Source organism: Microvirga yunnanensis (assembly GCF_025460875.1).
Genome location: NZ_JAMXFI010000046.1, coordinates 30,835 through 50,522, shown reverse-complemented (window position 1 = coordinate 50,522; position 19,688 = coordinate 30,835). Strand labels below are relative to the sequence as shown.

The window sequence follows — 19,688 nt, the reverse complement described above, 5'->3', positions numbered from 1 at the left end:
GTTTAAGCCCTCACGTTCTTGGCATTGAGGGCGGCAACGTCCAGGACTTCCGGCTGCTGAGCGGTATGCGGATGCTCAGCGCCGCCATAGACGCGCAGGTTGCCCATGATCTGACGGAAAAGCGGGCCGCGGGGGAGCATGCGCTCCACAGCCTTCTCGACCACGCGCTCGGGGAAGCGGCCGTCGAGGATGAACTTCGCGGTGCGCTCCTTGATGCCGCCCGGATAACCGGTGTGGTGGTAGTACACCTTCTGCTCGCGCTTGCGGCCGGTGAACACCACCTTGTCGGCGTTGATGACGATGACGTTGTCGCCGCAGTCGACGTGGGGCGTGTAGTTCGCCTTGTGCTTGCCGCGCAAGCGCATGGCGACGACCGAAGCGAGACGGCCCACCACGAGGCCCTTCGCGTCGATCACAACCCACTTCTTCTCGACCTCGGCGGGCTTCAGCGAAGTCGTAGTCTTCATTGCGCTGTATCCCGTTGGAGCCAGATGGCTCATGTTCTGAAAACGACAAACCGCCGCGAGATGCGGCGGCGAGTGACGGCTGTTTAGTCACATCGGCCGGGCAAGTCAACAGCGTTTTCGAGCCCCAGGAGCACACAAAACCCTTATAAAACAAGCCTTAGCAGAGAGTGGTATTTTTTTACCACATGAACGGTATTAGGGCACCACAGCACGTTTGGGATCCGGCCGGACTATGGTTATGCTTGCCCGGCCGCACAGGATCCGTGCCGCTCCGGAGGGGCTCCCGATGACCGACGATCTGATATTCTTCACCAATCCCATGTCCCGCGGCCGCATCGCCCGCTGGATGCTGGAGGAAACGGGCTGCGCCTACCGGACGGAGGTGCTCGCCTTCGGCCCGGACATGAAGTCGCCCGGCTATCTGGCGGTCAATCCCATGGGCAAGGTGCCGGCGATCCTGCACAAGGGCCGGATCGTCACCGAGGCGGCGGCCGTCTGCGCCTATCTGGCCGACGCCTTTCCCGAGGCCGGCCTCGCCCCGCCGCTCCAGGACCGCGCCGCCTATTACCGCTGGATGTTCTTCGCGGCCGGCCCCGTGGAGGCGGCCCTGAGCAACAAGGCCTTCGGATTCGAGGTTCCGGAGGACCGCCAGCGGGCCATCGGCTACGGCAGCATCGAGCACGTGGTCGACGCCCTGGACTATGCGGTCACTCAGTCGGAATACATCGCGGGCGACCGGTTCACCGCCGCCGACGTGTATGTGGGCTCCCAGATCGGCTGGGGCATGATGTTCGGCACTCTCGAGAAGCGCCCTGCCTTCGAGGCCTATTGGCAGCGGATCGGCTCGCGCCCCGCCGCCATCCGGGCGCGCGAGATCGATGACGCGCTCGCGCCTCAGAAGGCATGAGGCGAATTGGCTACCGGCGGTCCGGGATCGAATAGGTCCCGGTCGCGTGGCAGACCACGTCCGGGCTGCCCTCCGAACGGATCGACACTTCCCCCACGGCGAGACGCTTGCCGAGCTTGAGCAGGCGGCATTCGGCGATGAGGTCGCGCGGCTCGGGCTTGCGCAGGAAGTTGAAGGTGAGGCTCGTGGTGACGGCGAGCGCCACGGGACCGATATGGGCGAGAATCGCCGCATAGAGGGCGAGGTCCGCCAGCCCCATCATGGACGGACCCGAGATGGTGCCGCCGGGCCGCAGATGGCGTTCGTGGCAGGTCATGCGCATGCGGGCCGAGAGCGGGCCGATCTCGTCGACGAAATAGGTCCGGCCTCCCGCGTGCATCTGCGGGAACTCCCGGTCGAGAAACGCCGTCAGGTCGTCCTTGGTCATGATCGGGTGATGCGAAGCCATGCGTCAAATGCTCATTGAACTGCCCTGCCCTATCCCATACGTTCCCGCCATGGATCACAGCAATTACCCGAACGATTACATCCGCGGCATCCTCAACAGCGTGAAGACCATCGCGCTGGTCGGCGCCTCGTCGAATCCCGCCCGTCCGAGCTGGATCGTCACCAAGTACCTGCTGGAGCGCGGCTACGACGTGATCCCGATCAACCCGGGGCTCGCCGGCGGCGAGCTTCTGGGAAAGACGGTCTATGCCTCCCTCAAGGAGGTGCCGGTCCCCATCGACATGGTCGAGATCTTCCGCAACTCGGAAGCCGCCGGTCCGATCACCGACGAGGCACTCGCGCTCGATCCCCTGCCCAAGGTGCTCTGGATGCAGCTCTCCGTGCGCAACGACGAGGCCGCGGCCAGGGCGGAAGCCAGGGGCCTGAAGGTCGTCATGGACCGCTGCCCGAAGATCGAGTTCGGCCGCCTGTCCGGCGAGATCTCCTGGCAGGGCGTGAACTCGCGCATGCTGAGCGCCAAGAAACCGGTCCTGTCCGGCAAGGGCTTCCAGAAGCTCAGCCTCAACCGGCCTTGAAGGCTTCACGGCCGGCGGCGCCCCGTCCGGTGACGCTCCGCAGGTCATCACCGGCCTTGTGCCGGTGATGACGTGGTGCCTGGTCGTCCGCTCGTGCAACCCTCCACGTCATGGCCGGGCCTGTCCCGGCCATCCCGATGGGAAGAGCGCGGCGTCTCACCGCATCGGGATCACCGGCACAGGGCCGGTGATGACGACGAGAAGGGTCCGAGCCGCGGGGGGAGCTGCTGTGATCCCATCCGGACAAGCACCGCGCCGTACGGAAGCGAGATCACCGGGACAAGCCCGGTGATGACGTGAGAGGGTGACCGTCGGAGTGGCGCGACCTTTCCGACACCATGGCCAGGCCTGTCGCGGCCACACCGGCCGGAAAGGCGCGGGGTTCCCAGGGAGGGAACCGGCACAAGCCCGGCGATGGCCTGAAGCGGCGCTTCCCGTTCCGGCCGCTCGCCCGCGCAGGACCCGGCTCGCGTCACACCCTCCTTGACGGACGAACAAGCCGTTCTTTAAATAGAACGCATTCTTATCCTTGAGGAACGTCCACCCATGACCGACCGCCTGCCAGGCTTCAACACGCTCGCCATCCATGCGGGAGCGGCCCCCGATGCTGCCACGGGCGCCCGCGCGACACCGATCTACCAGACGACCTCCTTCGTGTTCGACGACGTGGACCATGCGGCCTCCCTCTTCGGCCTGCAGGCGTTCGGCAATATCTATTCGCGAATCGGCAACCCGACCTGCTCCGTGCTCGAGGAGCGCGTGGCGGCCCTCGAAGGCGGCACGGCCGCCCTGGCGGTTGCCTCGGGCCACGCGGCCGAGTTCCTGACCTTCCACACCCTGCTCCAGCCCGGCGACGAGTTCGTCGCGGCCCGCAAGCTCTATGGCGGCTCGATCAACCAGTTCAACCATGCCTACAAGAACTTCGGCTGGAACGTGGTCTGGGCCGATTCGGACGATCCGTCCTCCTTCGAGGCGGCCATCACCCCGAAGACCAAGGCGATCTTCGTCGAATCCATCGCCAATCCGGGCGGCGTGATCGTCGACCTTCAGGCGATCGCCGCGATCGCCAAGAAGCATCGGATCCCGTTCATCGTCGACAACACGATGGCGACCCCCTATCTGATCCGGCCCTTCGAGCACGGCGCGGACATCATCGTGCACTCGGCCACCAAGTTCCTCGGCGGCCACGGCAACTCGGTGGGCGGCCTCATCGTGGACGGCGGCTCGTTCAACTTCGCCGGCGACGACCGCTATCCCATGCTGTCGAAGCCGCGTCCGGAATATGCCGGCATGGTGCTGGGCGAGACCTTCGGCAATTTCGGCTTCGCCATCGCGTGCCGGGTGCTCGGCCTGCGCGACCTCGGCCCGGCGCTCTCGCCCTTCAACGCCTTCCTGATCCTCAACGGCATCGAGACCCTGCCGCTGCGCATGCAGCGCCACTCCGACAACACCCTGGCGGTCGCTGAGCATCTCGCGGGTCACGACAAGGTCTCCTGGGTCAGCTATCCGGGCCTGCGCTCGGACCGCTACCACAACCTCGCCAAACAGTACTGCCCCAAGGGCGCCGGCGCGGTCTTCACGTTCGGCCTCAAGGGCGGCTACGAGGCCGGCGTGAAGCTGGTCTCGAACCTCAAGCTGTTCTCCCACCTGGCCAATATCGGCGACACCCGCTCCCTGGTCATCCACCCGGCATCGACCACGCACCGCCAGCTCACCGACGAGCAGAAGACCCAGGCCGGAGCGGGCCCGGAGGTGGTGCGCCTCTCCATCGGCCTCGAGGACACGCAGGATCTGATCGACGACCTGAACCAGGCGCTCGACGCAGCGTAAGCGAGCGCTTCCGTTTCCGGTCCCCGGCCCATCGTGGCCGGACCCGTGCCGGTGACGATTGCGTGGGCTAGAGCATCGGACGGACCCAGAGGGCCGCGTCAGCGACCCGCTGGGTCCGTTCCGACCGATGCTCTCATTCAAGAAGAAAGCATCGGATGGATCCCAAAAGTGCAAGTCCACTTTTGGGTCCGATGCTTTAACGAGAGCGATCAAACAGAAAGGGCGGCCCTTAGAGCATCGGACGGAAAAGTGGATCCGGTTTTCGCTGGCGCGGCCCGCTGGGTCCGTTCTGACCGATGCTCTCATTCAAGAAGCAAGCATCGGATGGATCCCAAAAGTGCAAGTCCACTTTTGGGATCCATCCGATGCTTTAGGCCGCCCTTTCCGCCGAGATGAGACCGTGACCTACGCGGCCCGCGACGCGCCGGCCTTCTTGTAGGTGTTGTGGATCGCGTTGAGGGAGCGCTCCAGCGCCGTCCAGAGGCGGCCGATTTCCTCGGCCCCTTGCGAATTCGCATCGTATTCCCGCGCACCCTCGCCTGTCGCGAGCGACAGCGTCAGCTCGGGCCGGTGGGTGATCTGGCCGGCCCAGACCGGAACCTGGAGGGCGTTGAGCGCGCCGCGGGCATCGGCGACCACGTGGGCCTCGGCCTCCCCGTGCTTGGCCGGAGCCGCGTTGATGACCGCCGCGTAGGGCTTCCGGTGCTCACGGGCGATGGCCACCGTGTCCTGCAGGGCCGCGATGTCGAACAGGCTCGCGCGGGTCGGAACGATCACCAGGGTGGCCTGCTTGATCGCCTCGGCCACGATCGCCGACTTGTTCGGCGGCGTGTCGACGAGAACCCACTCGTAGCCCTCCCGCTTGGCGTCCCGGATGGCCTCGGCGATGTTGCGCACGTTGTGCTTCAGGCCCAGGTACTCCTGATTGCGGATCTTGTGCCAGAGCGACAGGGAGCCCTGAGGATCGTTGTCGATCAGCAACGTGGGGCGTGAAGGATTGGCGATATAACTCGCGAGGTGAGCAGCGAGCGTGCTCTTCCCCGAGCCGCCTTTCCGCGAAGCAAAGACCAGCACATTCATGCCTGACTCCTCATAAGCCTTTTCCGACAGCCCTGCGTTAGGGGTTAACCCTATCTTAATATTGTTCACCTGTAGCAGAGCAAGTACTGATTTCCTATTTCTCGCCGTATTCCCACTGCGATTTTGCGGATCGACGGCCCTGCCGGCCGTCGGCCGAGCGGCTGAGCCACAGCGGGCGGGATCCTCCCGCGCACGAAAGCCTCGAAAATCCTCGCGCGGCGAGCACGCGACCCTTCGCGGCCTCCGTCCCTCGCGGCGCCCGTGACGCACGCCGGAACGAACCCGTCCTGCCTTCCGCCCTGGGTCCTGCGCGGGATTCCGGCCGAGCGTCGCGGCTCGCCGACGTCCCCGCTTTACGGCTTGCTTTCTTCGTCCGCCGCGCGCTTTCGGGCGCGGAACCACCGCTCCGCTTGGCCGTTAAGCTCCAGACTTCACAAGTCTTAGGAGCTGACAAATGTCCAAGAAGATCTTGTTTGCAGGTGCCCTGCTCGTGGCTCTCGCGCCGGTTGGCGCCTTCGCTCAGTCCGGCGGCGCGGCCGCCGGTGCGACCACCGGCGCCGTGGGCGGCGCCATCGTGGGCGGCCCCGTGGGCGCCGTGGTCGGCGGCGTGACGGGCGCGATCGTCGGCGGCCTGGCCGACCAGCAGCAGCCGCAGTTCCGCCAGTACGTGGTGACCCAGGGCGTCCCGTCCTACCGCTACCAGGAAGAGGTTCGCGTCGGCGCGACCCTCCCGGCCTCCGGCGTGCAGTACTACGAGGTTCCGGCGGAGTACGGCGTCAAGAACTATCGCTACACGGTGGTGAACGACACCCCGGTTCTGGTCGAGCCCGGCACCCGCCGCATCGTTCAGATCGTCCGCTAAGCTTCGCGGACATGGCGTTCGGGCGGCCTCTGAGGCCGCCCTTCGCTTTTGTATCAGGCCTTGCTCACGCGGGCATGAACGACCGCCATGGCGAGAACCGCCATGGCGAACACCTGATGGGCCAGCCCGGCCCAGAGCGGCACGGCCAGCAGCAGGGTGACGATGCCGAGAGCCATCTGGCCCAGCGCGAGCCCGGCCATGCCGGTTGCGCGTCCGGCGGTCTTCGAGCCGGGGTCCTGCCGGCGAACCGACCAGGCGTGCCAAGCCGCGAAAGCCACGATGGCATAGGCCACGAGACGGTGGTTGAACTGGACCAGCAGGACGTTGTCGACGAAGTTCTCGATCCAGGGCTTGACCACGAACAGGCCCGAGACCGGCGGGACGAGAGACCCGTCCATGAGCGGCCAGGTGTTGTAGGTCAGCCCCGCCTTGGAGCCTGCGACGAGCCCCCCGAGGGCGATCTGGAACAGGATCAGCCCGACGAGGATGCGGGGCGCAGGCCCGGTCGGGACTTCCAGGCCCATCGCCCCGGAACGGTCCTTCAACCCGGAGGCGATCCAGACGAGGCAGGCCAGGATGACGCTGGCGACAGTCAGGTGCAGGGCGAGCTTGATCGGCGCGACGGCGGTCATCCCGGGCTCCAGGCCCGATGCCACCATGATCCACCCGATGGCGCCCTGAAGTCCGCCCAGGGCTCCGATCCCCAGGAGCGTCAGGGCCAGCCGGCCCTTGATAGCTCCCCTGGCCCAGAACCAGACCAGAGGCAGGAAGAAGACGAGGCCGATCAGGCGGCCGAGCTGCCGGTGTCCCCATTCCCAGGCATAGATGAACTTGAATTCCGACAGGCTCATGCCCTTGTTGACGAGCTCGTACTGCGAAATCTGCCGGTACTTCTCGAACTCGGCCATCCAGGCCTGCTCGGTGAGCGGCGGAATGGCGCCGGTGACGGGCTTCCATTCCGTGATCGAAAGACCCGAGCCGGTCAGACGCGTGGCGCCGCCGACCGCGACCATCAGGACGACCAGCGCCGCAAGGCAGTAGATCCAGGCGCGAACGGCGGACAGGGACCGGCTTCGAGGCACGCGCGCCAACGGCATGCCCTCGGGGGAGGCTGCGACAGCCATGCTCACTCTCATCGTCGTTTAGGGCTTGAACCCGGGATATGGACGTCACATAGAGGCTGTGCCTCGACGAGGCAATTCATGCCGGTGACGCACCATCCGGACCCGATGGTGACGATGTGAGGATTTCGCCATGGGCATTCGCCTGCGCAAGCTGATCGGCACAGTCGTGATGCTGGCCTTCATCATCTTCTACGCGCTGTTCGCGATGGCGATCGCCGAGGGCCGGATCACGCAGGCCCCGAAACTTCTTCAGACCCTGGCCTACATCGTGCTCGGCCTGATCTGGATCGTCCCGCTCATGCCGCTGGTCCGCTGGATGGCGAAGCCCGACAAGTCCTAGTCTATCCCGCGGCCGGGACGAACGGCTGCCGGTCCGGGCTCGATCCTAAGCTCCGCCGATCCCCTCGATGATCGTGCCCGTGCCGCCGCAGATCGGACAGGGCGTGGCGCCGATGCGGCCGCTGCCCTTGCATTCGGGGCAGACGTTCTCCCCTGCGCCCGGCGTTCCCGGCTCGGCCTGATCACCGGGATTGAGCTTCGTCTGATCGGAACCGGCCTGATCTTTCGGTGTGCTGGTCATGGCTAAGCTCGCATGAGATGTCATGCGATCAACGCGGCAGCCGAATCCGGGTTTCTGTCCCGGAAAAAGAAAAGGCCCGCCGGAAGCGGGCCATCTCGACCATTTCAGCGGCAGACCCGGCGGTTGCGATGCTCCCAGCCCCAGCCGGGAACCCATTCCCGGTAACGCTCCGTGAAGCAGCGCTCCACATAAACCTCGCGGACCGGTCGCTCGTAATAAACCGGTGCGGCCTCTTCGACATAAACCGGCGGCGGAGGCGGCGGAGGTGCCGCATAGACGACCGGCGGCTGAGGCTGGGCGATGGCCGATCCGACGGCAGCACCGACGGCGAGACCTCCCAGTGCCCCAATCGCCACGGCGGCCCCGGGAGACAGGCGATCACGCGCTGCGGCCGGTTGGGCGGCAGCCAAGCCGGTGACGAGCGCCAGAGCCGCGGCAGTCCCGGAAACAAGACGGAAGACCTTCATGATCATCACCTATGAGGGGAGAAAGGCCGCATGCCTTCCTCTTCATGCCATGAGATATACTGTTCAAAACCTCTCCGAAAGCTGAACAGAATGTGGCAAAGCTTGGGCGTGGGCCAAACTTGTCGGAATGGTGATCAAGGTCTTAACGGACACATCCGCCGCTCAGGATCCGAGCGGGCGCCTCAAGCGCTGGTGCTGCGCAGCGGAACCGACAGCAGGACCCGCACGAGATCCGCCTGGCGGTTGGTGTCTGTCTTCCGGAACAGGTTCTTGAGATGGAAGACCACCGTTGTCTGAGCAACCTCCAGTTCCTCGGCGATCTGATCGAGGCGCTTGCCGTCGATCAGCATGAGAGCGACCCGCGTCTCCGACGGGGTGAGGCCATAGAGCCTCACGAGCGTGTCACCCGAGACCTTGGCCCGCTGCTCGGTGTCGATCACCAGCAGGACGACGGCCTCCGGCCTCTCCTCGGCGGAGAACCGTTGCCCCGGAATCAGGACGAGATAAGGCCGGCCGCCCGATATGCGCGGGAACGACACGATCTCATCGAGCGACTCCTCCTCGAAGGCCTTTTCGATGGACGAATGGAGCTTGCTGTTCTGCTTCGCCACCGATCCCTTCAGGATCCCTTGAGAGACGCTCAGGCCGTCGCCCTCGGCCAGGATTCGCTGCGCCTCCTTGTTCATCACGCGGACGGCGCCCGCTTCGTCGACGATCACGACGCCGACAAGGAAGCGGTCGAACGCGAAGGTGGCCTTGTAGAGCGCATCGACCGTGCGCCCCTTGGCGGATTTCAGAATCTCCTGCCAGGATTCTTCGGCCCGATGAACGGCGCTCGTCTGAACCCGGACGACCTGGTCCAGACGGGCCGCAATGGTCGCGAGCAGGATCTCGTAGTCGATCGGCTTGACGAGATAGTCGTCCGCTCCCGCCTGCTTGCCGCTGAGAACATCGTTCCGTTCCGCCAAGGCGGTCAGGAAGATGAACGGGATATCGGCCATCGTGCCCTGGTCGCGCAACGCTTTGAGCACATCATAGCCGCCGAGGCCCGGCATGGTGATGTCGCAGAGGACGAGATCGGGACGATGCCGTTCGAGCAGGCTGAGCGCCTCGCTTCCGTTGGCGGCCTGGAGCACGCGGTAATTGGCTGCCTCCAGCTCCTCGGCGATATCGCCTCTCAGGTCGTCTTCATCTTCAACGCAAAGTATTGTTTTTTGATGGTTCATTGGAGTCTGTCACTCATGCAGCCTGTTGCGTTTGATCGGCACTCGCTATGGGAAGGTCGAAGGTAAACAAGGATCCGGCCGCCTCATCGCTCTCAACCTGGATCTCGCCCCCATGCAAGTGCATGATCCTCTGGGCGAAATTCAATCCGATCCCGGTGCCGGCGATCCCGGACGCCGTTCGGGCCCGGTAGAATCGATCGAAGATCTTCGGCAGTTCGTCGGCCGGAATTCCGATGCCCCAGTCGCGAACCGAGCAGAACGCGCGCGACCCCTCCATCCAGATCTTGATCTCGACGAACGGCTTCTCGCCCGAATACTTGATCGCATTGGACAGGAGATTGACGACGACCTGCTCGATGAGCATGCCGTCGCAAAAGACCCTGACCGGGACATCCGGAACATCGAAGCGGATCTCGGCCCGCGCACTGACCTCGCGCTGCCGTTCGCAGATGTCCATGACGAGGTCGACCAGATTGTAGGAGGCCGGATTGACCTCGATCGTTCCGGCGTCGAGCTTGGCCGCATTCAGGACGCTCTCGACAAGGCGCGTCAACCGGGTGCCGGCATTGCGGATCTTCTGGACCCGGGTGACGAGCTCGTCCTGCGTCAGATCCGTTCCACGCCGCAGAATGCGCTGGGCGCTGGAATCCAGGATGGCGAGCGGCGTCCGAAACTGGTGAGACACCATGGACACGAAGTTCCGGTACGCGCTCGTCGTCTCACGCTCTCGGTCGAGGGCCGATTCAAGAGCCTTCGCAACCTGCTTGTATCCGGAGATGTCCGTCAGCCGCACGAAGATCGTTGCTCCATCGGCCTTTGTCAGCGAGAGGCGAGCCCAGGTGTCCTTGCTCACCAGAAGATCCAGCTCGATCTCCTCGAAGGGGGGCTGCGCGTTCACAAGGCGCGCGTCCGCGCCCTCGCACATGGCGAAGCCCTGCAGGAAGTCCGAGAGGGTCATCTCGTCCTGGCACCACAGGGACACGGGAGCGGCAGCCCAGATCTGTTCGTTGGCGAAAAGGAGCTTTCCCGTCCAGTCGAAGGCCGCGAAGCCCTCCGACGCGGACTTGATGGCCGCGATCAGGCGGCGTTCGGCCTGACGCAGGGCGGCCGTGCGCTGAAGCACTTTGATCTCGAGGTCGAAGTTCTGGCGCTCCGCCTGCTTGCGGGCCAGCCATTGCTCCGTCACGTCCCGCATGAACGCGATGCCGAGCTTGCGTTCGGCCATGGACACAGGAAAGCAGTTGATCTCCAGGCATCGGTCGTGTCCGTCGGGAGAGACCGCCTCGTGCTCGAAGACCGAGCTCATTCCTTCCGTGGCCCGCAGGAGCGAGCCGATCACGTCTTCCTGGGCAAAGATCGGGTCAAGCTCCCGCATGTGCTGTCCGACCGCCTGATCGGGCTTGATGTTCAGCAGGTCTTCCATGCCGGGATTCCAGAGCAGGCATCGAAGCTGGGCATCGAACATGACGATGCCTTGATCGCTGATGTTGTTGATGACCAGGTCGGAGAGCTCCTGCTCCTGCTTGAGCAGCTGCCGGGCCTGGGTGGTCTCCTGCACGCCCCTGAACAGGCGAGCGATCAGAAAGGCCGTGCTGATGGCGATCCCGATGATGTAGGCGAAGCTCTCCAAAACATAGCGGAGATACAGCGAGTGCCGCTCGGCCCTTTCCTCATGATTGAGCAGCATGACCTTGTTGGCGATTCCCCGCAGCTCCGAGGCCAGATCGTGGGCCAGCATCCCCAGGCCCGCGGCGGCCTGCGGGTCGACGGCGTTCTCGAGGAGCGGTTCGGCCTCGGTCAGTTGCCGATGGGCTTCCCTGAGGGTCTCGAGGCCACCGACCCGGGCAATCACCTTGCTCTGATCGCCCTCCAGGAGAAAGGACAGCCGCCTGATCAGGATGGCCGTTCGGAAGGCTGGAGTCTGTTCGGGAGCGGAGAATGTTTCACCCTTGGCGGCTCGGGCCAGGGTCTCGGCCAGGGCCGATGCTTCGAACTGCGTTTGAGAGATCTCCCACAGGTTGCTGTAGCGATCACCGTGCGGCGAATCCTGCTCCACGTGCAGCAATCGCCAGACGGTGAACGTGAGTGAGATGGCGAGAACCGCGATCGCCGCGAGAGTGACCAGGGAAGCCTTGTAGTTTCTCAGTTTGAGCGTCATGGCGGCACGACCGACGGCCCTTCGAACCGCCACTCCCGGCAGAAGGTGCGCGTGGCGTCGCGCGGCGGGCAGCCATGGGCCCCGAACGGATCCTCCATGAAGGCCCGCTCGGCGCTTCCATCGATGGCCTGGGCGCTCGCAACCGGCACGAGGGACCTTCTCTCGAGCACCTCCGACGCGGCTCCGCCCGATGCCGGACGACCTGTCGAGACGATCCGTCCGGTCTTGGTCAAATCACCCCGTCCGACCGCTCCCTTGTCAGAAGGGAGCGGCACTCCATCGGGGAAATGCATTCCGCTCCCCAGACGAGCCGTCACCGGAACAAGGAACATGAGGTTCAGCATAAGCCCACGACCCCGGAGGGATACAATAATACATGCGCATCATTGGCGATTTATTGGAAAAAATCCAGTGCCGCGCTTGAGAAAGACACGCCCTCTTTCCATGAGGCATTTTCTCAAGGAACAAGCATAATCATATGAATTTACATCTATGTCTTCACGATATTCGCACTCCAGCAATATTGCGGTCGGGAGAGACACGATCATTGCGGTTTCCACCGGAAGCCAGATTATACTTCGTCGGCGACCTTTCTGAATCGTCTCGCAGCCCGTCGAAAACTACACGAAGTCCTGAGACGATCACCTTATGGACGTCAGCAGAACGGGATTGTGCGAGCTTGGCAGGTGGCGCTATATTTGCGCCCGACTGTCAGCAGGTCCTCTGCCGGCGTTTTCCCGCACATGTGGAGAAACACGATGCGCAAACCCATACTGGCCCTCGTCGGCGCCGCAATGCTGGTGTCGGCCTTGCCCGCGAGCGCCAGCCCTGTTCCGAACCGGACCCTCGCCCAGCTCGACCGGGCGTACCCGAATGAGAGCTACGCCCAGTATTACCGTCGCGGCTACCGTCCTTATTATTACCGTGACCGGTACTATTATCGGCGCGACAACGGCGCAGCCGTTGCCGCCGGGGTTGCGGGGCTCGCAGCCGGGGCGCTGATCGCCGGCGCCATCGCCAACCAGGCTCAGGCGCAGCCTGCTGCCCCTCCGCCTCCGGGCACGGTGGATCCGCAGCTCGCCGCCTATTGCGCCCGCAAGTACCGGTCGTACGATCCGGGGACGGGAACTTTCCTGGCGACGAACGGGATGCGCTACGTCTGCACCTATTAGAGCATCGGGCGCAAAAGTGGGAACCGGTTTTGCGTGAAAAGATGCTCCACAACAAAAGGTAAATGCATCGGGCGTGAGTTCGATGATACGTTCGATGCTTGAGCGATCTGGCGGCTCCGCCGCATCACGGCCCTGCCGCAGCCTTGCGGCAGGGCTTTTTCGTAGGCGTCTTGTCCTCGACAGGACGCCGAACCTTTGCCCGACGGACGTGCGCCGTAGAGCAGCGGATCCGATGCTCACCTCCTTGAGCGGCGCATCGTTCGGGCGGACCCGGAGGGCCGCGTCAGCGACCCGAAGGGCCACGCCAGTGACCCGGAGGGCCGCGCCAGCGAATACCGGGTCCACTTTTCCGCACGATGCGCTAGAACAAGGCGAGACCGACCGTAGGCGGGGGGCCGCCGACCCGGCGAGACTCTTCCCGCCCCTGCATTCCCGCCAGACGAAAGGCTTAGGATCACCGCAATGGCTCAAGACACTGACAGTGCCGGCACCGTCGTTCCGCCCAATGAGGCCGCCATTCTGACCTCGGGCAACATGACGGACCTCGAGCTGATTCTTCCTGATCTGGGCGACGAGGATCTGCCCGAGGTCGCGATCTTTCTCGTGGCCTGCGCCATGCGTTTCCACAGCGATCCCGATTTCGTCCAGGAGCAGTTGGAATGGCTCGTCAGAGCGCACGACCAGGAGGTCGACGAGGGCCTCCGGCCGGATCAGCTGAACTCCGCCAACGACGACTGACCAGGGCCGCGGCGGAGAACGGCGCCAGCGCATCGAGCGGACACAGAGGGCCGCGCCGACCGATGCGTCGCTTCAGGGATTGAGCATCGGATCCGATGCTCTAGCGCATCGGACGGACCCAGCGGGCCGCGTCAGCGAAAAGTGGACCCGGTATTCGCTGACGCGGCCCTTCGGGTCACTAGCGTGGCCCTTCGGGTCGCTTGCGCGGCCCGCTGGGTCCGCCTCTTCCGATGCGCCGGTCAAGAGAGGGAGCCTCGGATGAATCCCAAAAGTGGTGTCCACTTTTCACGTCCGAGGCTCTAGTCGATGAACTCGACCGGGGTCCCCTTCTCGACCATCTTCGACAGTTCCTCGACGTCCCAGTTCGTCAACCTCACGCAGCCCTGAGAGTGGGATTTGCCGACCTTCTCCGGATTGGGCGTCCCATGGATCCCGAAGGATTCGACGGAGAGGTCGATCCAGGTGCTCCCCACGGGGTTGTTCGGACCGGGCTTGATCTCGAACTTCTCCTTCGCCTTCACGCCTTTGAAGGCATAATCGGGATTGTAGGTGTAGTTCGGGTTGGGGGCCACGGCACGCACCTTGTGCGAGCCGCTCGGTGCGGGCTTCTCCTCGCTGCCGATCGAGGCCGGGTAAACCGCGACCAGAGCGCCGTCCTTGGCGAGGACGCGCAGGACATGCTCGCTCTTGATGATCTCGATCTTTCCGGCCTTCTCGGGTTTCTCGGACCCGGGCTTCGCCTCGACATTGGCCACGGTGATGGACGTGCCGGCCTTGTCGAAGGATTTTCCGGGGTTCATGGCCTTGAGCAGATCCACATCCATGTGAAACTTTTCGGCCAAGAGCTCCTCGGGGCTGGAATAGCCGAGCCGGTCGAGACGGGCCTGGTCTTCCAGCTTGTCGGGGATCGTCACGAAGGGCCCTTTCACATCTTCGTCGCGGATCGAATACTCGGTCAGGGCCGGGTCCGATGACGCTTCCTTCAGTTTGGACCAGACATCCTCGTCGAGGCTTCCGTCCGGCTTGAGGCCGCGCTCCTTCTCGAAAGCCTTGATGGCATTCTGGAGATTGTCGCCGTCGTGTCCATCGATCACGCCCGGCGAGAAGCGGGCCCGATCGAGAAGGACCTGCGCCTTGACCAGAACCGGATCGATCTCCTTGCCCCTGCCCTCCTTCGGCGCCCATTCGGCCTTGTTGACGGATTCGAGATTGAGGTTCCGATCGGCGGCCAGAACCGAAGTCGAGAGTCCCAGGATCCCAACAGCCACATACGCAACGATCTTCATGAAAAGCTCCACTGGCACTACCGTGGACAGACAAAGCCCTGGCTGCGCCCGTGTTCCCGCCGATCTATTGGCAAATCCGATAGTCGCCCTTGCGCTGGCGCAGATCGAGATGGAGGTGATCGCCATGGTCCGAATCCGAGCCCGGTCCAAGCACCGTATTGAAGATCGGGCAGGCGGCCTTCCGGACATTCTCCTGAAAGGTCGCTTCCGAGGAGCCCTCCGTCTGATTGCCGATCGTCAGGGCGGATCTCTTGGCGAACTCGAACCCCATGACATCGAGGCCGTTGCCGAAGGCGTGCTCGCTCAGCTTCTGGCCATTGCGCTGGTCTCGGCATTGGTAGGAGGTGCCGATGAGAAGCTTCGTCGGCGCGCTCTGAAACCGCCGCTCGGCTTCGGGCGCGACCACCTCGCTCATCCAGCGTGAGATGCTCTCGGCCACCGGACAATTCATCAGCGAGGCCGGGACGACCGCGACGCCGCCCGGAAGCGCCGAGACGAGAACCGGGTCGTCGACCGAACAGGTATTCTCCTTGACCGGCGGACGCTTTTCGAACCTCAGGCCGAGCTGCGTCAGACGCTGGAGACAGGCACCATCCGAGGCGTTGTCGAGATCTGCCTTCTGAGGCGGCGTCTCATTCCGCGGCTCCTTTTCGGCACGCTGCTCGGCCTCCGGCGCAGCCGGTTCGGCGGGCCTCGGCGGCGGCATCGGCTCCACCGGACGCTCCGGTCGCGGTGGCGGTAGCGGCGGCACCGGATCCTGGGCCGAGGCGGCAGAGGCAAGCAACGTCAGTCCGATGACGCTTGCACGACATCCTAGCATGCGGCCTCGAAGACCCATTCCGTCTCCTATTCTCAAGCTCGTTGCCTGTATAACCCTCATGCGCCAAGGTTCAGTTCCATCTCAGTCTTCCGGGCGCCTTGCACTCGCGCGCCGAAGCTCCAAAATCGTTCATCAGAGGAGAGCCGGCATGAGCACATTCCCGGTGATGGGGATCAGTCTGGACAGGAGCTTGTCCCTGGTCTCGGCAATGTCGGAGTCGCATGAGAGCCCCTGCACCAAACGCGTCGCCGAGCTGGTGGAGCGTATCGCCAAGCTTCGAGCGGAGCTGCAGGAGGCCGAGGCGGCGCTCGAATTGGAGAAGACCCGCATGCCCGTGCCGGGCGATTTCGTCCGCTGCCCGCTCACGCGCTTCTTCGGCCGCGTCACCAAAGTCACGCCGCGGGGCAACGGCAGGCCTTGGATCGAGATCGTGCCCTATCTCGGGCCGAACCTTCCCGGCCATTCCTCGATGGACCTGTTCGACAGCTGGGAACTCATCGATCCGCCCGTGGAGGGCGCCGAAGGATCCACGAAGCTTCCAACCATTGCTCCCTTCATGCCCGCGAGCACGGATCTCGTCGAGCTGCGCTCCAGCGAGGATGAGATGGAGGCATCCCTGAGACGGCTCTGGTCGCCCTCCGGGGGCATCTCGTCCTAGCGCATCGTGCGGACCCAGCGGGCCGCGTCAGCGACCCGAACGATGCGCCAGCCAAGAGTGGAGCATCGGAATCGATCCTAAAAGCGGGTCCACTTTTCACGTCCGATGCTCGAGCGCGCGGCCGCCCGGCTCCCTCTGCAACATTTCCGGGCATGTTGCGTTGGCCCTGCGGTTTCGTCGCTTGTCGATTGCAGCAGCCTGCGAAGCCTCGAACGCGTGGCACCCGGGAAGCGCGAGCCTTGGCTTTCCCCTCATCTGCCATCGCACCAACAGCGCTCGAACGATGGGAAGAACAGCAATGGCAGAGGATGGGCAGAGTGTACGCCTCCAGGTCGCGAACGCCCGGCCGGACGATTCGGGCCGTGGCATCGCACGCATGAGCCGACAGGCCCTGGGCGAGATCGGCATCCAGGAAGGCCAAGCCATCGAAATCATCGGCAAGCGCCATACGACGGCCATCGCCGTGGCGCCTTATCCGGAGGACGAGGGCCTCAACATCGTTCGCCTCGACGGTCTGCAGCGGGTGAATGCCGGTGTGGGCAGCGGGGATCACGTGGAAGTGAAGCGCGCCGAGGTCCGTCCTGCAGCGCGCGTCGTGCTCGCTCCGGCCCAGAAGGGGCTCCGCCTGCAGGGCTCGGGCGATGCCTTGAAGCGCACTTTCTACCAGCGTCCGCTGACCGCCGGGGACGTGATCTCCACGTCGGTCTATTCGCAGCGTTCGGCAGACCCACGCATGCCCGAGGAGATGCGCGGGCTTCTCAACATTCCGGCGTACGGCCTGCAGGAGATCCGCCTCGTCGTGGTCTCGACCCAGCCGCGCGGCATCGTGCACGTGACGGCCGAGACCGAGATCGAGCTGCGCCCGCAATTCGAGGAGCCGCGCGAGGCCCGCCGGGCCGACGTGACCTATGACGACATCGGCGGTCTCGGCAGCACGGTCGATCAGGTCCGCGAGATGGTGGAACTCCCCCTCCGCCATCCCGAACTCTTCCAGCGCCTCGGCATCGATCCGCCGAAAGGCGTCCTGCTCTACGGCCCTCCCGGCACCGGCAAGACCCGGCTGGCCCGAGCGGTTGCCAACGAGACGGAGGCGCAGTTCTTCCATATTGCCGGACCAGAGATCATGGGGCGCCACTACGGCGAGTCCGAACAGCGGCTGCGCCAGGTTTTCCAGGAAGCCCAGCAGAACGCGCCGGCGATCATCTTCATCGACGAGATCGACAGCATCGCTCCCAAGCGCGAGGAGGTGACGGGTGAGGTCGAGCGGCGCATCGTGGCCCAGCTGCTCACCCTGATGGACGGCCTCGAGCCGCGCCAGAACATCGTGGTGATCGGCGCCACGAACCGGCGTGAGGCCATCGACGAAGCCCTCCGCCGTCCCGGACGGTTCGACCGGGAGATCGTCATCGGCGTTCCGGACGAACCGGGGCGCCGGGAGATCCTCGGCATCCACACGCGCGGCATGCCCCTGGCCGAGGACGTGAATCTCGACGAGGTCGCCCGCACCACCTATGGCTTCGTCGGCGCCGATCTCGCGGCCCTCTCCCGCGAGGCGGCCATGGATTCCCTTCGGCGCATCCTGCCGGGCGTCAATCTCAGGGACGGCATACCGTCCAACGTGCTGGAGAGCCTGCAGGTCACGCGACAGGATTTCATGAACGCCATGAAGCGCGTCCAGCCCTCCGCCCTGCGCGAGATCATGATCCAGGTGCCCAACGTGACCTGGGACGACATCGGCGGTGTCGAGGAGGCCCGTACCCGTCTGCGGGAGGGCGTGGAACTGCCGCTCAAGAGCCCGGAATCCTTCCGGCGCCTGGGCATCCGCCCGGCCAAGGGATTCCTGCTGTTCGGGCCTCCCGGCACCGGCAAGACGCTCCTGGCGAAAGCGGTCGCCCGCGAGGCCCAGGCGAATTTCGTGGCGACGAAATCCTCCGACCTCCTGTCGAAATGGTACGGCGAATCCGAGCAGCAGGTCTCCCGCTTGTTCGCCCGCGCCCGGCAGGTCGCCCCGACGGTGATCTTCATCGACGAGATCGATTCCCTTGCCCCCGTGCGCGGCGGCGGCCTCGGCGAACCTGCGGTCACGGAGCGGGTGGTGAACACGATCCTGGCCGAGATGGACGGCCTGGAGGAACTGCAGGGCGTCGTCGTCATGGCGGCCACGAACAGGCCGAACCTGATCGACCCTGCCCTGCTGCGGCCGGGACGCTTCGACGAGCTGATCTACGTGCCGGTTCCCGACGCTCAAGGCCGCCGGCACATCCTCGGGATCCACACCAAGGACATGCCCCTCGGCCCCGATGTGGACCTCGACATGATCGCGGAGCGGACCGCCCGGTTCACCGGCGCCGATCTCGAGGATCTCACCCGCCGGGCCGGTCTCCTCGCCCTCAGGGAATCGCTTCAGGCCGAGCACGTGACCATGGCGCAGTTCGAGCAGGCTCTGCGCGAAACCCGTCCCTCCGTCACGCCCGAGATGGAGCGGGAATACGAGGACATGGTCCGGACCCTGAAACAGGAGGGACCGCAGAGGCAATCCATCGGCTTCCTCCCTCTCCGGCAGGCCGCCGAGTAGGACGCAACCTCACGGCACGGCCAAAGCCCCACACCACGCTCCGTGGTGTGGGGCTTTCCTGTGTCATGCTCTCATCAAATAGCGCGGGTCGGACGACCCGCGCTATTTCCCGTGAGACTCGCTTACTGACCGCAGGCGATCGGGATACGGGTGTCCCGGGTGTTCGGATCGAGCACCGTGCGGCACGGCACGCCGTTGATGTAGCGGATCTCGTGCGGAGCGGCATAGGGATCGGCTGCGCCGACGGGAGCCGGGGCGCCCATCATCGGACCGACGGGAGCGGGAACGATGCTTCCGGTCGAAACGACGTCGCCGGGCATCGGGGCCGCCACGACCCCGCTGACCTGTCCGGCGCAGGCGATCGGGATACGCGTATCCCGGGTGTTCGGATCGAGAATGGTCCGGCAGGGAACGCCGTTGATCCAGCGGATCTCATGGGGAGCCGCATCCGGGAACAGGGATCCGGGCGTTCCGGAGATCGCCGGCGATGACTGCGCCAGAGCGGCGCCCATGCCGCCAAGTACCATAAATCCAGCGCCGGCGAAGATCGCGAGCTTCTTCATCAATGCCTCCTGTGCTTTCCTTGAACATGGCCGATCGCCACATATGACAGAGGCTAAACGCGGTCGGAACGGATCGTTTCCCAACGTAATTTCACCACACAGACTTGTGATTGTCGCGGCATCAAAAGCAAAGCTTTTGAATTGCCCAGCCTG

21 protein-coding genes are annotated in these 19,688 nt (G+C 64.6%); 9 read left to right on the top strand and 12 right to left on the bottom strand.

The features are described 5' to 3' along the window. Positions 1-2 precede the first annotated feature (2 nt). On the bottom strand, positions 3-467 hold the full coding sequence (gene rplM, locus NF876_RS21845) for a 50S ribosomal protein L13 (RefSeq protein ID WP_009492703.1): 465 nt from the start codon (positions 465-467) through the stop codon (positions 3-5). Positions 468-753: 286 nt separating this feature from the next. Between rplM and NF876_RS21840 the strand changes: the two genes are divergently transcribed. After that, positions 754-1,374: a glutathione S-transferase family protein gene (locus tag NF876_RS21840; RefSeq protein WP_262270733.1), complete on the top strand. Its 621-nt coding sequence runs from the start codon at positions 754-756 to the stop codon at positions 1,372-1,374. Between the two features lie 10 nt (positions 1,375-1,384). On the opposite strand, the gene NF876_RS21835 is transcribed toward NF876_RS21840, so the two are convergent. Beyond that, positions 1,385-1,822, bottom strand: a complete 438-nt coding sequence (locus NF876_RS21835) for a PaaI family thioesterase (protein ID WP_262270732.1) — start codon at positions 1,820-1,822, stop codon at positions 1,385-1,387. Positions 1,823-1,871: 49 nt separating this feature from the next. On the opposite strand from NF876_RS21835, the gene NF876_RS21830 reads away from it, so the two are divergent. After that, positions 1,872-2,396, top strand: a complete 525-nt coding sequence (locus tag NF876_RS21830; RefSeq protein WP_262270731.1) for a CoA-binding protein — start codon at positions 1,872-1,874, stop codon at positions 2,394-2,396. Between the two features lie 546 nt (positions 2,397-2,942). After that, positions 2,943-4,226 (top strand): O-acetylhomoserine aminocarboxypropyltransferase, encoded by a 1,284-nt coding sequence (locus tag NF876_RS21825; protein WP_262270730.1) that lies wholly within the window; start codon positions 2,943-2,945, stop codon positions 4,224-4,226. A gap of 405 nt (positions 4,227-4,631) precedes the next feature. On the opposite strand, the gene NF876_RS21820 is transcribed toward NF876_RS21825, so the two are convergent. Then, positions 4,632-5,306: an AAA family ATPase gene (locus NF876_RS21820; protein ID WP_262270729.1), complete on the bottom strand. Its 675-nt coding sequence runs from the start codon at positions 5,304-5,306 to the stop codon at positions 4,632-4,634. Positions 5,307-5,760: 454 nt separating this feature from the next. On the opposite strand from NF876_RS21820, the gene NF876_RS21815 reads away from it, so the two are divergent. Next, positions 5,761-6,168, top strand: a complete 408-nt coding sequence (locus NF876_RS21815) for a DUF1236 domain-containing protein (protein WP_173946517.1) — start codon at positions 5,761-5,763, stop codon at positions 6,166-6,168. A gap of 53 nt (positions 6,169-6,221) precedes the next feature. Here the strand turns inward: NF876_RS21815 and NF876_RS21810 are convergent, their stop codons facing one another. Continuing rightward, on the bottom strand, positions 6,222-7,292 hold the full coding sequence (locus NF876_RS21810) for a COX15/CtaA family protein (protein WP_373696701.1): 1,071 nt from the start codon (positions 7,290-7,292) through the stop codon (positions 6,222-6,224). 130 nt (positions 7,293-7,422) lie between these two features. Here NF876_RS21810 and NF876_RS21805 point away from each other — a divergent pair, with 130 nt between their 5' ends. Next, a complete protein-coding gene (locus tag NF876_RS21805) occupies positions 7,423-7,632 on the top strand; it encodes a DUF2842 domain-containing protein (RefSeq protein WP_262270728.1) in 210 nt (69 codons plus the stop codon). 45 nt (positions 7,633-7,677) lie between these two features. Here the strand turns inward: NF876_RS21805 and NF876_RS21800 are convergent, their stop codons facing one another. The 5 genes from NF876_RS21800 to NF876_RS21780 all read right to left on the bottom strand — a co-directional run bounded on the left by NF876_RS21800 (position 7,678) and on the right by NF876_RS21780 (position 12,016). After that, entirely contained in the window at positions 7,678-7,872 is a 195-nt protein-coding gene (locus tag NF876_RS21800) for a hypothetical protein (protein ID WP_262270727.1), read from the bottom strand. Between the two features lie 104 nt (positions 7,873-7,976). Beyond that, positions 7,977-8,339, bottom strand: a complete 363-nt coding sequence (locus tag NF876_RS21795) for a hypothetical protein (protein ID WP_262270726.1) — start codon at positions 8,337-8,339, stop codon at positions 7,977-7,979. Between the two features lie 182 nt (positions 8,340-8,521). Beyond that, entirely contained in the window at positions 8,522-9,565 is a 1,044-nt protein-coding gene (locus NF876_RS21790; RefSeq protein ID WP_262270725.1) for a response regulator, read from the bottom strand. Positions 9,566-9,578: 13 nt separating this feature from the next. Then, entirely contained in the window at positions 9,579-11,723 is a 2,145-nt protein-coding gene (locus tag NF876_RS21785; protein WP_262270724.1) for a sensor histidine kinase, read from the bottom strand. Then, entirely contained in the window at positions 11,720-12,016 is a 297-nt protein-coding gene (locus tag NF876_RS21780; protein WP_262270723.1) for a hypothetical protein, read from the bottom strand. The genes NF876_RS21785 and NF876_RS21780 overlap by 4 nt, the downstream gene beginning before the upstream one ends. 465 nt (positions 12,017-12,481) lie before the next feature. Here NF876_RS21780 and NF876_RS21775 point away from each other — a divergent pair, with 465 nt between their 5' ends. Together NF876_RS21775 and NF876_RS21770 are read left to right on the top strand one after the other, a co-directional pair. Beyond that, a complete protein-coding gene (locus NF876_RS21775) occupies positions 12,482-12,895 on the top strand; it encodes a BA14K family protein (protein ID WP_262270722.1) in 414 nt (137 codons plus the stop codon). 462 nt (positions 12,896-13,357) lie between these two features. Then, positions 13,358-13,633, top strand: coding sequence for a hypothetical protein (locus tag NF876_RS21770; protein ID WP_262270721.1), 276 nt, complete (start codon positions 13,358-13,360; stop codon positions 13,631-13,633). A gap of 299 nt (positions 13,634-13,932) precedes the next feature. Here the strand turns inward: NF876_RS21770 and NF876_RS21765 are convergent, their stop codons facing one another. Both NF876_RS21765 and NF876_RS21760 read right to left on the bottom strand, forming a co-directional pair. Continuing rightward, entirely contained in the window at positions 13,933-14,919 is a 987-nt protein-coding gene (locus tag NF876_RS21765) for a L,D-transpeptidase family protein (protein WP_262270720.1), read from the bottom strand. A gap of 64 nt (positions 14,920-14,983) precedes the next feature. After that, on the bottom strand, positions 14,984-15,625 hold the full coding sequence (locus NF876_RS21760) for an extensin-like domain-containing protein (RefSeq protein WP_262270719.1): 642 nt from the start codon (positions 15,623-15,625) through the stop codon (positions 14,984-14,986). 262 nt (positions 15,626-15,887) lie between these two features. On the opposite strand from NF876_RS21760, the gene NF876_RS21755 reads away from it, so the two are divergent. Beyond that, on the top strand, positions 15,888-16,397 hold the full coding sequence (locus NF876_RS21755) for a hypothetical protein (protein WP_262270718.1): 510 nt from the start codon (positions 15,888-15,890) through the stop codon (positions 16,395-16,397). Between the two features lie 298 nt (positions 16,398-16,695). Beyond that, a complete protein-coding gene (locus NF876_RS21750) occupies positions 16,696-18,972 on the top strand; it encodes a CDC48 family AAA ATPase (RefSeq protein ID WP_262270717.1) in 2,277 nt (758 codons plus the stop codon). A gap of 122 nt (positions 18,973-19,094) precedes the next feature. Here NF876_RS21750 and NF876_RS21745 read toward each other — a convergent pair whose 3' ends face one another. After that, complete coding sequence (locus tag NF876_RS21745) at positions 19,095-19,535, bottom strand: hypothetical protein (protein ID WP_262270716.1); 441 nt, start codon at positions 19,533-19,535, stop codon at positions 19,095-19,097. Positions 19,536-19,688: the final 153 nt, after the last annotated feature.